14 protein-coding genes are annotated in these 13,074 nt (G+C 42.3%); 7 read left to right on the top strand and 7 right to left on the bottom strand.

What is annotated here, in order from left to right; translation table 11 throughout:
• Positions 1–66: 66 nt before the first annotated feature.
• Complete coding sequence (gene rlmD, locus BA81_RS16255) at positions 67–1,452, bottom strand: 23S rRNA (uracil(1939)-C(5))-methyltransferase RlmD (protein ID WP_034283710.1); 1,386 nt, start codon at positions 1,450–1,452, stop codon at positions 67–69.
• A gap of 102 nt (positions 1,453–1,554) precedes the next feature.
• On the bottom strand, positions 1,555–2,424 hold the full coding sequence (locus BA81_RS16250) for a DNA-3-methyladenine glycosylase family protein (protein WP_034283708.1): 870 nt from the start codon (positions 2,422–2,424) through the stop codon (positions 1,555–1,557).
• 434 nt (positions 2,425–2,858) lie between these two features.
• On the opposite strand from BA81_RS16250, the gene BA81_RS16245 reads away from it, so the two are divergent.
• Both BA81_RS16245 and corA read left to right on the top strand, forming a co-directional pair.
• Complete coding sequence (locus tag BA81_RS16245; protein WP_024425256.1) at positions 2,859–3,368, top strand: hypothetical protein; 510 nt, start codon at positions 2,859–2,861, stop codon at positions 3,366–3,368.
• 133 nt (positions 3,369–3,501) lie between these two features.
• Positions 3,502–4,461 (top strand): magnesium/cobalt transporter CorA, encoded by a 960-nt coding sequence (gene corA / locus BA81_RS16240; protein ID WP_034283707.1) that lies wholly within the window; start codon positions 3,502–3,504, stop codon positions 4,459–4,461.
• 97 nt (positions 4,462–4,558) lie between these two features.
• On the opposite strand, the gene pdaA is transcribed toward corA, so the two are convergent.
• Complete coding sequence (gene pdaA, locus BA81_RS16235; protein WP_034283706.1) at positions 4,559–5,350, bottom strand: delta-lactam-biosynthetic de-N-acetylase; 792 nt, start codon at positions 5,348–5,350, stop codon at positions 4,559–4,561.
• Between the two features lie 101 nt (positions 5,351–5,451).
• Complete coding sequence (locus BA81_RS16230; RefSeq protein WP_012009274.1) at positions 5,452–5,643, bottom strand: SE1561 family protein; 192 nt, start codon at positions 5,641–5,643, stop codon at positions 5,452–5,454.
• Between the two features lie 146 nt (positions 5,644–5,789).
• On the opposite strand from BA81_RS16230, the gene yfkAB reads away from it, so the two are divergent.
• The 4 genes from yfkAB (at position 5,790) to BA81_RS16210 (ending at position 9,106) form a co-directional block, all read left to right on the top strand.
• A complete protein-coding gene (gene yfkAB, locus BA81_RS16225; protein WP_024425845.1) occupies positions 5,790–6,911 on the top strand; it encodes a radical SAM/CxCxxxxC motif protein YfkAB in 1,122 nt (373 codons plus the stop codon).
• A gap of 7 nt (positions 6,912–6,918) precedes the next feature.
• Positions 6,919–7,755, top strand: a complete 837-nt coding sequence (locus tag BA81_RS16220) for a mechanosensitive ion channel family protein (protein ID WP_024425846.1) — start codon at positions 6,919–6,921, stop codon at positions 7,753–7,755.
• A gap of 98 nt (positions 7,756–7,853) precedes the next feature.
• A complete protein-coding gene (locus tag BA81_RS16215; RefSeq protein ID WP_034283705.1) occupies positions 7,854–8,255 on the top strand; it encodes a nuclear transport factor 2 family protein in 402 nt (133 codons plus the stop codon).
• 131 nt (positions 8,256–8,386) lie between these two features.
• Positions 8,387–9,106 carry a YebC/PmpR family DNA-binding transcriptional regulator gene (locus tag BA81_RS16210; RefSeq protein ID WP_034283703.1) on the top strand — a complete coding sequence of 240 codons (720 nt, stop codon included), beginning with the start codon at positions 8,387–8,389 and terminating at the stop codon, positions 9,104–9,106.
• Between the two features lie 350 nt (positions 9,107–9,456).
• Here BA81_RS16210 and BA81_RS16205 read toward each other — a convergent pair whose 3' ends face one another.
• The 3 genes from BA81_RS16205 to BA81_RS16195 all read right to left on the bottom strand — a co-directional run bounded on the left by BA81_RS16205 (position 9,457) and on the right by BA81_RS16195 (position 11,817).
• Positions 9,457–10,239, bottom strand: a complete 783-nt coding sequence (locus BA81_RS16205) for a YfkD famly protein (protein ID WP_034283701.1) — start codon at positions 10,237–10,239, stop codon at positions 9,457–9,459.
• A gap of 67 nt (positions 10,240–10,306) precedes the next feature.
• Positions 10,307–11,374, bottom strand: a complete 1,068-nt coding sequence (gene cax, locus BA81_RS16200) for a calcium/proton exchanger (RefSeq protein ID WP_034283700.1) — start codon at positions 11,372–11,374, stop codon at positions 10,307–10,309.
• Between the two features lie 65 nt (positions 11,375–11,439).
• On the bottom strand, positions 11,440–11,817 hold the full coding sequence (locus tag BA81_RS16195; protein ID WP_034283699.1) for an OsmC family protein: 378 nt from the start codon (positions 11,815–11,817) through the stop codon (positions 11,440–11,442).
• A 75-nt stretch (positions 11,818–11,892) separates the two neighbouring features.
• Between BA81_RS16195 and BA81_RS16190 the strand changes: the two genes are divergently transcribed.
• Positions 11,893–13,056: an MFS transporter gene (locus BA81_RS16190; RefSeq protein WP_034283698.1), complete on the top strand. Its 1,164-nt coding sequence runs from the start codon at positions 11,893–11,895 to the stop codon at positions 13,054–13,056.
• Positions 13,057–13,074: the final 18 nt, after the last annotated feature.

Raw genomic sequence — 13,074 nt, 5'->3', positions numbered from 1 at the left:
CCGTGATCATCCTACCAGCTAGACACCAGTATTCAAATCACGGACAGTTTTATTTACTTCACTTTTTTACACTCTTACCATTGATACAACGGTCTCCACATGCGCCGTATGCGGAAACATATCAACTGGCTGCATGTATTCGATTTTGTAGTCTTTTGACATGTATTCAAGGTCTTTTGCTAGTGTGGATGGGTTGCAAGAGACGTAGACAAAGCGTTTTGGTTTGACTTGTTTGACGGTGTCTAAGAAGGTGCGCTCGCAGCCTGTTCTTGGCGGGTCGACGACGATGACGTCAGGGCGGAAGCCTTCTTTGACCCATTTTGGCAGCCAATGTTCAGCTGTTCCTGTTACATAGGTCGCGTTTTTCATGCCGTGTTTTTTGGCATTTTTCTTGGCATCATCAATCGATTCTTTGATGACATCCATTCCTCGTACTTCTTTGGCGCCATCTGAGAGCCACATCCCAATGGTCCCAACACCGCAATACGCATCGACAACCTTTTCTTTGCCTGTCAGTTTGGCCGCTTTTTTCGCTTCATCGTAAAGCTTTAGCGTCTGCTTCGGATTCAATTGGAAGAAAGCACGTGCACTCAATTCAAATGAGACGTCTCCTAAAAATTCTTGAATGACCATATTGCCAGCTAGGTGAGATGTTTTATGGCCGAAGATGACCGACGTTTTTTCACCATTAATATTGTGCATAATGGACGTCACTTCAGGCAGACGTTTTTGAATGGCTTCGGCTATTTCTTTTTTCTTTGGAAATTCAGGTTTTGATGTGACAAGAACGACCTGCACTTCCCCTGTTTCAAAACCGACACGCACGACAATCGAGCGTACGTCGCCTTTTCTTGTCCGTTCATTGTAGACCGATACGCCGAATTTCTCTAAAATTTTGCGGACAACGCCTGTTGTTTTGTTCGTTTTTGGATGCTGTACGATACATTCCTTGATCGGTACAAGCTTATGGGAATTTAGTCCATAAAGTCCTGCAATGATGTCTCCGCTATGAGAACGTCCTACTTGGAACTGACTTTTGTTTCGGTAGTGCCACGGATCTTCCATGCCGATCGTTGGCCGAATATCAAGCTTTTCAACCGATAGCTTTGTATGACGCTCCATTGATTGAATGACAATATCACGCTTTTCATTTAGCTGCTGCTCATACGCCAAATGCTGAAGCTGACAGCCACCGCACTGTTCGTATACTGGGCAAGGCGGTTTGACTCGATGCTCGGAGCGCTTTCGCACTTTTCTCACTGTGCCTTCTGCATATTTTGCTTGGACATTCGTTGCTTCAACCACCACTTCCTCACCTGGAAGCGCGCCTGGGACAAAGACCACTTGCTTTTTAAAATAACCGACCCCTTCACCATTAATGCCAAGGCGTTTAATGGTAAGCGGGAACTGCTGTCCCTTTTGCAAAAGGGCACCTTGCTGTTTTTCTTTCACTTTATTCTCTCCGTTCTATTTGAACCCTTAATAGGTTGTCTTCATTTTATTCCATCTCATTAGTATACCACGTCTTAGACAAAGAGAGAAAATGCCTTTCATTTATTTATCTGTCTCAATGCTTCTCCATAAATATAAAGAAGCGTAGCTTAAATATGGGGTCCATTCCTTGCTTAGCGCTGCCATTTCATCTTTTGTCGGTTTTTCAGGCAGGTTAAAATGACGTTTCATTGCGTTTTGAATGCCGATATCTGCCATCGGAAAAAGATTTGGTCTTCCAAGCCCATTCATGAGCACATTTTGAACCGTCCAAGGGCCAATCCCTCTAATCGGAAGCAGACGCTCTTCTACCTCCAGATCAGATAAATCGTGTAATTCCTCTAAACAAAGTGAGCCGCTGACAATTCGTTTCGATACATCGATGACATATTCTGCTTTTCGCTGACTAAATTGAAGCTTTCTCAAATCATCTGTTTCAAGAGAGGCAATGGTTTCTGGTAAAGGATCAAACCATACACCTTCTATTTGCTCGCCGTACGTATGGACAAATCGTTTCGTGAGCTCGTAAGCAAACGAAAGATTAAGCTGCTGATGAATGATGCATTTCATTAAACAATGATATAAATGAAAATCCAGCATGAGCGGCGTTCCAATATGCTGCTCAAAAATGGGCGCTAGATTGGTTTGAGAAAAATGGTCTTGAATCATGTGTAATTGATGCTCCATGCCAAATATCCGTTTCACCTCAGAAAGAAGGGGTTCCTCTGGGCCGTTTGATCGCACACGGAACATAGGCGCATCTTTTGTTCCAGTAGCTTGAACGATGACCACGTACGGTTTTTGCTCTAATCTGATCGGCACTTTGATTTCTCTTTGACTCAAATCAACTGCTTTTAATGGATCACTTGATAAGCGTCTAAGCACTTGATCGAAATGATACGGCGGCTCTACCGCAAGCTGTTTTTCCCACATACATGTCCTCTTCCTTTCTGCAAACATACGCAGATGTGATTGTTTCATTTTGCATGAATGATTCTCTAGATTGAATACTTTTAAACATAAAGAGTACAAGAATTTATCAGTTATATCTTCCTTATTTGTGGTCATTCTCCTTTTGGATAGATCAAAGTTTTTAGTCGAATTCAGCTAAAATTCGACAGCATCCTTCAACATTTTAGGCTCATTTTCCTTAAATTAGAAATAGAACCTCTGGGTGATATCTTCCATTCAAAAAATATTTGTATAATTATGACATATCAAGGAGGTGAACAAAGAAATTAGCGGATTAGGCAATCATTTGTTTTATCTTGCAGGAACATATTTACCTCATTGATGACCGGCTTCACTTAGTTTCACATTTTACAAAAAAGAAGACCCAAAATTTAAAAACAAAGGAGATCCGACCAATGAAAAAAACAATTCTTTCTGTTGCCCTTGCCACTGCTGTTTCTTCGACACTGCCAGTATTCGCTGACGCTGCTGAGCCAAAAACTTCAGCACCTGTTTCTACTACACTTCAGCAAACTGTCTTAAACAAAGCTGCTGAAGGTAAGGCATCTACAACTGCAGGAAACGTTAATATTAACTTTGATGTACTTGGTATTGCAAATGCATTAATCAATGCTGCAAATGCTAACACAAACCGTGAAGGCTTTGTCAAAGGATTAATGGAGTCTGCTTTCTATGCTGCCGGCGCAAAATACAATGTCATGGTATTTAACTTAAGTCAAGGTTATGAGACTCGTTTCAACGGCGTCAAAACGTTTGCTACTGTGAAATACGGAAGTATTACGTACGGAGTCTGGGTATTTGAAAATGGATCTTTCACAAACAAAGGTGACGGCGGCTACATCAACTGGGCATTTAGAGGCTGGTTCGACCGTAATGGTGGTTTCGTCAACTTCCGTCGCCCTTAATTCTCGGTTTTATCCATCAATCATACACGCACATTGAACCGATCTCAAAAATGAGATCGGCTTTTTTTATGAAGAAAACGTATAAGTTCACCGGCGCTGCTTCATGATATAATGCAAGTCTGGAGGGGTGCACATGCTGAGAAAACTTGCAGTGACAAAAAACGGCGACTTGATTGAACATGCAACATTGCAGCAGCTTTCAAGCCCCGATATCGCCTGGTATTGGATTGATTTTCATGCGCCAACGGAAAAGGAAGCAGCGCTTTTAAAGGAATATTTTCATTTCCATCCACTCGCGATTGAAGATTGTTTTCATTATTTACAGCGGCCCAAGCTTGATTTTTATGAAGGATATTTGTTTTTCGTGCTGCATGCCCTTAATCAAAAAACGCTTCGTTCTGAGGAAGTCGATCTGTTTGTTGGTGAAAACTATATCGTGACCTTTCATTTGAAAGAAGCGCCGTACGTTGAACGTGTGATTCGAAAGCTTAAAGGGTCTGATAAAGCGAGAAACAGCGGACCTGAGCATATTGCCTACATGCTGATTGATGAGCTTGTTGATGATTATTTCCCTATTATTTATCAAATTGAAGACAGGCTGAATGAAATTGAAGATGAAGAAGGGCATAAAACGTATGGCACGCTGATGAACGAAGTATTTGGGATTCGATCCGATTTGCTCAAACTGCGAAGAACGATTATCCCGATGAGGGACCTTTTATATCGTATTGTGAACACGAATATGATGAAAAGCGATCCAAACCGCCATGCTTATTTTAATGATATTTATGATCATCTTTTGAAACTCACAGAGATCGTTGAGTCAAACCGTGATATGACAGCCGATTTACGAGACAGCTATCAGACGCTGAATTCCAACCGGATGAATGCGATCATGATGACATTGACCATTGTATCGACCATTTTTATTCCGCTAACCTTTATTGTTGGGGTGTACGGAATGAACTTTGACAACATGCCTGAATTACACTGGAAATATGGCTATTTTGGCGTGCTGATTTTTATGGGTCTCCTCGTCTCGGGGATGCTTTTGTGGTTTAAACATAAAGGGTGGTTTAGGATTTTTAAATAGTGTTTGACTCTTTTTTCACCTCATCATCCTCTTTAGTTTCAGCGTAAAATCAGAGAGGGAAAATCAAAAAGCCTGCAGGTCTTCTGCAGGCTTCTTTCTATAGCTGTGGCAGATGCCATACTTTTTCAAGCATGAGATCGTCTAGACTTTTAAAGGAATATCCTTGTTTTTTCAGAGCGGTGATGGCATCATCCAGCGCTTCTGCATTGTCTCTTGAGACGGTATGAAGTAAGTAAATGGCACCTGGGTGTGCCTGCTTCATCATTTGATCGTATGCATACTGTTTTCCTTTTTGATGATGGATATGCCAGTCCACAAACGCCACTGACCAGAAAATGGTTTGGTAGCCGAGCTGTTTTGTTTCTTTTAATACCCTTTCACTGAACACACCGCGCGGCGGACGAAGATAGAGGTTATCCTGTTTTCCTGTGATTTTGTACACATCTTCATTGACACGGTCCAGTTCTTCTTTGATTTCTTTTGTACTCTTTGTTGTTAAATCAGGATGGTGATAAGAATGGTTGCCAATGATATGACCTTCCTCTGCCATACGTTTGACAAGCCCCGGCTGGTCCTTTACAAAATGACCTGTCACAAAAAAGGTGCCTGGTACTTGATGTTTTTTCAGCACGTCTAAGATCTTGGGTGTGTACCCATTTTCATAGCCATTGTCAAAGGTAAAATAAATCTCTTTCTTTTTCGTGTTGCCTAAATAGAACGCATCATACTTTTTTAAGAGTGCCGTCAATTCTTTGCCCGCATCCGGCGGCCTGTGCTCTTTACTTTTCGCAAATCCCCAGTTAATGGGCTTATTAGACACGGCTTCCGCTTCTGAGAGAGGCATGGAAACAAAAAGCGCACATAAACAGATCAGCATGAATTTTTTCATTTACGTCACTTCCCGGTTTTTCTTCTATTGTGCAGAATAAGACCGAGACTCATACACCGATTCACCTGCCAATTTAAAGAAAAAAGCCCGCACCGCGCGAGCTATTCTTCCTTCCAATCATTTTTAAACCGTTCATATTTCGCTTCTAGGTCGTCAATCATCTGGATCAGTCTGTCTATATCCTCAACGTCTGTTGATTCAGGATCTAATGAATCAATCACATTCATAAACATATCTAATCGGTTCTTTAAATAATCAACCTGCTGCTCTTTGCTGTCTGCTGCCTTACCCATCGATACACTCCCTTTAGCGTTTGTTTATAGCTTATCTTTTTTTCCCTTGCAAATCAATTGTGTCCCTCTTGCGTATAACCGTGATGAGGCTTAAAATTAACTGTTGGCGGGTCTACGTTTGCCCGAATGAAAAGGAGATAGATACCATGAACCAAAAAACAGCACTTCGTCCGATCACACCTGCATACGACCCTTGGGAAGCCTATCTCGATGTGCAGGATTACGGAGAAATGAAGCTGACTAATATTGAATTTACGACAACAACGCTGTGTAACATGAGATGTGAGCATTGTGCGGTCGGCTATACCTTACAGCCTAAAGACCCGAATGCGCTACCGATAGATTTACTGCTTCGCCGTTTAGATGAAGTTCCGCTCCTGCGCTCACTCAGTATTACAGGCGGAGAGCCCATGCTTTCTCTTAAATCTGTACGGGAATATGTCGTCCCTTTATTAAAGTATGCCCATGAACGCGGCGTCCGTACACAGATCAATTCAAATTTAACCCTTGATTTGGCGCGGTATGAAGAAATTATTCCTTACTTAGATGTCCTTCACATTTCACATAACTGGGGCACTGTCGAAGAGTTTGCAACGGTCGGTTTTGCCATGATGGATCGAAAACCAACCTTTGAGCAGCGCGAGAAATTATTTAACCGCATGATTGAAAATAGTCAGGCACTTGTCAAAGCGGGCGTAACCGTATCCGCTGAAACCATGCTGAATAAGCGCACGCTTCCATATATCGAACACATCCACCGGCAAATCGTCGAGGAAATGAAATGCCAGCGCCACGAAGTTCACCCGATGTACCCAAGTGATTTCGCCAGCGCCCTTGAATCATTGACGCTTCCGCAAATGCGGGATGCGATTCATCAGCTGCTTGATATTCGTGATCAAAACACCTGGATGCTGTTTGGCACCCTGCCGTTTTATTCATGCAGCACAGATGAAGAAGACCAGCGACTCCTCAACCGATTGCGCCAGGAGAAAAATGTCACGGTACGAAATGACCCTGATGGACGCTCACGGTTGAATGTGAATATTTTTGATGGGAATATTATTGTGACAGACTTTGGCGATACTCCGCCGCTTGGAAACATTGCAACTGATACATTGCAATCAGCCTATACACGCTGGATGAACACAAAATTAGCAAAAGAACTGAATTGTCATTGCCCAAGCGTGCAGTGCCTCGGTCCGAATGTTTTAGTGAAAAACAGCTATTATCAAGATGTTGATTTTACTTCTCGTACAGCCAGGGGGTAACCGGTAGATGGACGATACATTTCTGACAGTGGTCAAAAACAAATACATTGAAATTCTCCTTGTTGGACTCATTCTTTGGCTTGCTGTCTTTATGATTAACAAAGCCCTTCAAATTTTCTTTAAACGAACTGAGTTTATAGAGGACAAGAAGAAGAAAACGATCGAGAGCTTGGTCAAATCGGTCACGCAATACACCGCTTCGATTTGCTTTGTGCTCTATGTCATTTCTCTGTTCTTTCATGACTTTGGGAAAATCCTTGCGGGTGCTGGTGTTGCTGGGATCGTCATCGGTTTTGGCGCCCAGACGCTGATTCGTGATATTTTAGCAGGCGTTTTTCTTATCTATGAACGTCAGATTCATAAAGGGGATTATGTGACGGTGAATAACCTCTTTAATGGAACCATTGAAGAGATTGGTCTCCGCTCTCTGCAAATTAGAGAATGGAGCGGCAAGCTGTTAACCATTTCTAACGGAGATATCCGTCAAATCCAAAACTATAACATGCACTACATGCGGATTACGGAATCTGTGTTAATTAGCGCGAATCAAAACCCAGATATCGCCTTTCAAGCACTTGAAACAGCATGTGACAATTTAAATCAAATGCATCATGATTTTCTTAAAAAAGACGAATTTCAAAACGCCATTGAACCCTTTCAAGTTCATGGAATTATGGGTCTGAATAAGCTGAATCGCGGGATTGAAATCACAGTAAAGGGAATGGTCGAAGACGAAAAATACTTCGACGCCGCCCTCGCTGTGCGAAAAGAAATGATCAAACAACTTCATCAGCATGATGTCAAATTGCTTGAGGATCTCGCTTATCCCCAGCCTGCAAAATAACCTCATATATGATGGGGTTATTTTTTTATTTGTTTTTGTTAACCAGTTAATTATAATGTTATTTAGTTAATCAGTTAACAAAAGAGAGGATGTATGAAATGACAAAAACAGAAGCAATTTCTTTCATCAAGGAGATGTATCAAGAGGTGTTAACCAAGTTCGATGTAAAAAAGGTGGAGACTTATTTTTCACCTGACTATCAGCAAGTGACCGATGGGAAGGTTTCCACGCTTGATGAATTTAAAAAGCATCTATCCACATTAAAAGAAATGACAACACAGCTTGTGATCCCCACCTTTCATGATGTGTTATTTGATGAAGAAACGCAGCAGGCGTGTTTTCGTTACACGGTACATGTTGAACTCGCAAGCGGAGACGGGGGTTTAATAGATGTCACAGCTCTTTTCACCTTATTAGATGGCAGGATCATTCGATGTGACGAGCTGACTCGGGCTCACGAAAAACATGAAATGCTTGAAACGCTTGGGCACATTTGCTAACAATTTTCTTCACTTCAGCCCTCTAACTTCTATCCTCTTGACTGATTCATGTATAATAGATAGCAGAATGATTTCATGCAGCATGGGGACCCTCATACTGTGTATTTTCTAAGTGAAAGAGAGTGAATAAGATGGGTCGTAAGTGGAACAACATTAAAGAAAAGAAAGCATCAAAGGATGCCAGTACAAGTCGTATTTACGCAAAATTCGGGCGTGAAATCTATGTGGCTGCCAAACAAGGTGAGCCAAACCCAGAATCAAACCAAGCACTTCGTTTTGTCCTAGAACGTGCAAAAACATATAGTGTCCCAAAACATATTGTGGACCGTGCCATTGAAAAAGCCAAAGGCGGTGCGGAAGAGAACTTCGATGAGCTGCGCTACGAAGGATTTGGTCCAAACGGATCAATGGTCATCGTTGATGCCCTCACCAATAACGTGAACCGTACAGCTTCAGATGTTCGAGCAGCATTTGGGAAAAACGGTGGAAACATGGGCGTAAGCGGCTCTGTTGCCTACATGTTTGACGAAACAGCTGTCATCGGTGTCGAAGGGAAAAGCGAAGAAGAAACGCTTGAGCTTTTAATGGAAGCAGACATTGATGTACGTGACATCATGGAAGAAGATGAAACGGTGATTGTGTACGCTGAACCAGATCAATTCCATCAAGTACAAGAAGCATTCAAACAAGCCGGCGTAGAAGAATTCACTGTCGCTGAAATCACAATGCTCCCGCAAAACGAAGTGACATTAGATGATGAATCGAAAGCACAATTTGAAAAGCTGATCGATGTATTAGAAGAGCTTGAAGACGTGCAGCAGGTTTATCATAATGTGGATTTAGGGGAATAAACTTAAGCCATAGTAGTCGTTGAGTTCATTCAACTTCTACTATGGCTTTTTTTCTCAAAAAAATGTAATATATGTATAAAGATGTTAATGTCTACAATTTTCAAGGAGATGAGTTTCATCTTTAAAACATGGTGGTTTTCTTATTATGGATTTATGATCATCCCTTATTTTGGCCTATGTCTTATTTTCAACAACTTACCGATATTGACTAAAGTTATCTTCTTTCTTTTTATCATTTGGTATTTATATAACGCCTTTGACTTTTACAAGAATGAACTAAAAAGAAAAAAAGAGAAAACCTCTTAGAAAAAAACAGTCATCTCCTCTTTTGATAAGAGGAGATGACTGTTTTAATTCATCCCTTGAAACCCAAACGTCAAGTGATCCTGAACAGGAATCCAAGCGCCGATTCCTTGTGAGGTCACGTTTTTTACGACGAGTTTTCGTTTATTTCCTTTTAGCACAAGGTACACTTCTCCGTATGTGACCTTACCTTTTTCGTTAATCGCTGGTGCATAGGCATGAAGCGATGCTGCTTTTTTCGGAGAGACGTGGTATGACTGATCTCGTTTTGTTCCTGCACCAATCACGGTGTCAAAAGCGAGGGGCAGCTTTGTTTTTTGAATCGCTTTTTGCATCATCAATGTTTTCACATCTTCTGGGTTCGGCACTTTTGCTGTGAGCCCGCCGCTTACTTTCACCTGCTGCTTTTGAACGTATTTTCCAATGGCTGTTTTATTGCCGCCTCTGTTATCAATGTGATTCGTATTCACTTTTTTGTATTCCCAGTTGGCGACCGTTTCGTTTGAATCGTAGCTCAGCGCCCATCTCCCGAGGAAAATGGTCGCACGGTATCCAACAGCTAATGGCGTCCCTGAAATGCTGGATTCATTCAGCATTTTAATCAAATGAGTATTCTCAATCGGTACACTTGTTGTTTTGAACAATTCAGCCGTCAGCTCGCTCGGCTGGAGCAGCGGCTGATCCTGTGACGCGTTTGGATACGTATTCTCCTTGGAGATACTGGCGACAGAGGATGGCACTTTAAATGGCTTTGCCGCCTCCGCTGAAAAGCTGTATAGAAAACTTAAGGATAAGAGAACAACAAACATGATGCGGAGCATCTTTTTCATATCATCACTCTTTCTCATTCATTTTTCCATAGTATTTTCCGCAAAGACGTCCCTTATCCACAAAAGATTATAAAAGGAAAAATCCAATCGCCATAATAAAATAGGCAGCGAGTAATGTGGCGCCTTCAAACCAGTTTGTATCCCCATCATTTGATAAAATCACCGTGAGCAGCACAGAGGATGCCATCGCAATGAGCTCAGGCAAGGAGAAAATGAGCGGCATCTGCTTATCAAAAAATAGCGAGCTGATGACTAGGATTGGCGCGACCATCATGGCAACCTGAAGTGTGGAGCCAAAGGCAATTTCCACTGCTACATCCATTTTGTTTTTATACGCCATGATGACAGCTGAGGCATGTTCTGCGGCGTTGCCGACGATGGCCACAATAATGACACCGATAAACAGCTCACTCCAGCCAAACTGTTCTCCTACCGTATCAAAAGTATGAACAAGACGCTCTGAAATGTACGCAACTGCGATCGTCGAAAGCAGCAAAATGACAGTGGCAAACTTTCCAGACCATTCAGGTGTTTCTTCTTCCGTCTCCGCTTCACCTTGCATACTGTCCTGCTTAGCAACATAGACTCCACGGTGGCTGACCAGTTTGAAATAGAGCGCCGCGACATAAAGCAAAATCATCACAATGCTGATCCCAATGCTTAAAACAAACTGCTTATTCTCTGCCATCTCCATCGAAAACACTTCTGGAATGACAAACGCTACAATGATGGCAAACATGAGCAAGCCTGAATTGTGCCTTGCATCATGGACATTGAACACTTGGCGCTTATATTTTAATCCGCCAACAAAAAAAGACAGCCCCGCCACAAGCAGTAAATTTCCGATGACTGATCCAGTTAATGAAGCAAGTACGATGGCCGTCAGTCCTTGCTTCAAGGCAAAAAACGATATGATTAATTCCACTGCATTTCCGAATGTGGCGTTTAAAAGTCCGCCAATTCTAGGTCCCGCAATGATGGCAAGACTTTCTGTGGCTCTTCCCATAAAACTAGCAAGACCAATAATGGCGATACAATAAACGGTAAACATGATGACCTGCGGGAAATGAAGAAAACTGCCAATCACCGATAGCGGAACACCGATTGCGACAATCACAAGAAATAAACGATTCATACAGCCATTCTCCTTTACATGTGTCTGACTGTTATTCTTTCGTGAGTGCCGTCATCGTATACATTTTAGATTCGCGCGTGTGAGAAGGTGATATCAATACTCTCTTTCACGGACTGCACCATAGAGCAGTGCTTCAATGCAAGAGTGATCATTTTATCGATTTGTTCATCAGATGTATTGATGTCTTCAAATAAGATATGTAAATGAATGCAGGAAATTTTGTTTACAGCTCCTGCCCTTGTCGTTTCAGGTGTGATCGTCATCCCTTCATAGGATATTCGCTTTTTACGGCATACATGAATGAGCATTTCTCCAAAGCAGCCTGCAATGGCTGAGGTGAGCAATTGAGATGGGCGGTACCCCAGTTCTTCTGTTCCTGAAATAGGCAGCTGCCTGTCCTCAATAAGTGCGATCCAATGATCCTTTTCGTATGTCAGCTTCATTCCTTTTCCACCTTTCTATTGAAACCCCTCTGGTTCCATTGTACGATGAAAGCATGAAGTTGTAAGGAGCATCTTATGTCGAGAATTCACTTTATGATTTTAATTTTACTGGTATCCGTATCCGGTTTTTCACAGGGTGCATTACTTCCTGTCATTTCCATTATCTTTGAACATGCCGGCACTTCTCCTACGTTAAACGGCCTGCATGCCACAGGCTTATATCTCGGTGTGCTGCTTGCGTCTCCTTTTATGGAAGCACCGCTTCGCCGGTTTGGATTTAAGCCGTTAATCGTCATTGGAGGCGCTGCTGTATTTTTAAGCTTGTTTAGCTTTGTGTTTTTTGAATCTTATGTCGTCTGGTTTTTCCTCCGGCTCATGATCGGGATTGGTGACCATATGCTGCATTTCTCTACACAGACGTGGGTGACCTATGCTTCATCATCAAGAAATCGCGGACGAAATATTTCATTGTATGGATTATCATTTGGACTCGGTTTTGCCGCCGGCCCTTTTTTAACGCCGCTCATTGAGATCAATCCAGCCTTGCCTTTTATTGTTTCTGGTGCCGTTAGTTTATGTATTTGGCTGCTTGTGTTTGTTTTAAAAAATACATATCCAGATACAGGCGAAGTGCAAACGTCAGAGCAGACAAACAGTTTGAAGCGCTTTAAAAAGGCCTTTCAATTTGGCTGGGTCGCCTTTATGATGCCATTTTGCTACGGCTTTTTAGAAACGACGCTTAATAGTAACTTCCCTGTGTATGCACTCAGGAGCGGTGTGACAGTAGATGCAGTTGCGTTTATTTTACCTGCGTTTGCCATTGGGAGCATTGTCTTTCAGCTTCCTCTTGGGATGCTTAGTGACCGGTTTGGCAGGCGCCGCATCATTTTATGTGTGACACTCGCTGGATCATTCTTTTTCCTTTTGGCAGGGATTTTCATTCAATCCGTTTTGGCTGTGGCCATCTGTTTCTTTATCGCTGGAATGGCTGTAGGCTCTACCTTCTCGCTTGGCATCAGTTTTATGACCGACTTATTGCCAAAGCATCTTCTTCCCGCCGGGAATTTGATGTGCGGGATGGCGTTTAGTGCAGGCAGTATTCTCGGGCCGGTACTCGGAGGATTCTTTGTGCAAACGTTTGAAGGAATGAATTTACTTTACCTTGTCAGCATCGTCATATTATTTGTGTTTTGCTGCGTTCGATTTGGGAGAACGACGGCAGTGCTGGAGAGTCACTAAAATGGAGGGTCAAAATCG

Source organism: Bacillus safensis FO-36b, assembly GCF_000691165.1.
In the GTDB taxonomy this organism is placed as follows: domain Bacteria; phylum Bacillota; class Bacilli; order Bacillales; family Bacillaceae; genus Bacillus; species Bacillus safensis.
This window is presented reverse-complemented; position numbering and strand designations above follow the sequence as displayed.

Coding starts and splice junctions, on each gene's coding strand:
- BA81_RS16250 (WP_034283708.1), bottom strand. CDS start 2,424: ATGTGGGAAAAACAGCTTGCGGTAGAGCCGCCGTATCATTTCGATCAA.
- BA81_RS16245 (WP_024425256.1), top strand. CDS start 2,859: ATGAAAAAAACAATTCTTTCTGTTGCCCTTGCCACTGCTGTTTCTTCG.
- corA (WP_034283707.1), top strand. CDS start 3,502: ATGCTGAGAAAACTTGCAGTGACAAAAAACGGCGACTTGATTGAACAT.
- pdaA (WP_034283706.1), bottom strand. CDS start 5,350: ATGAAAAAATTCATGCTGATCTGTTTATGTGCGCTTTTTGTTTCCATG.
- BA81_RS16230 (WP_012009274.1), bottom strand. CDS start 5,643: ATGGGTAAGGCAGCAGACAGCAAAGAGCAGCAGGTTGATTATTTAAAG.
- yfkAB (WP_024425845.1), top strand. CDS start 5,790: ATGAACCAAAAAACAGCACTTCGTCCGATCACACCTGCATACGACCCT.
- BA81_RS16220 (WP_024425846.1), top strand. CDS start 6,919: ATGGACGATACATTTCTGACAGTGGTCAAAAACAAATACATTGAAATT.
- BA81_RS16215 (WP_034283705.1), top strand. CDS start 7,854: ATGACAAAAACAGAAGCAATTTCTTTCATCAAGGAGATGTATCAAGAG.
- BA81_RS16210 (WP_034283703.1), top strand. CDS start 8,387: ATGGGTCGTAAGTGGAACAACATTAAAGAAAAGAAAGCATCAAAGGAT.
- BA81_RS16205 (WP_034283701.1), bottom strand. CDS start 10,239: ATGAAAAAGATGCTCCGCATCATGTTTGTTGTTCTCTTATCCTTAAGT.
- cax (WP_034283700.1), bottom strand. CDS start 11,374: ATGAATCGTTTATTTCTTGTGATTGTCGCAATCGGTGTTCCGCTATCG.
- BA81_RS16195 (WP_034283699.1), bottom strand. CDS start 11,817: ATGAAGCTGACATACGAAAAGGATCATTGGATCGCACTTATTGAGGAC.
- BA81_RS16190 (WP_034283698.1), top strand. CDS start 11,893: ATGTCGAGAATTCACTTTATGATTTTAATTTTACTGGTATCCGTATCC.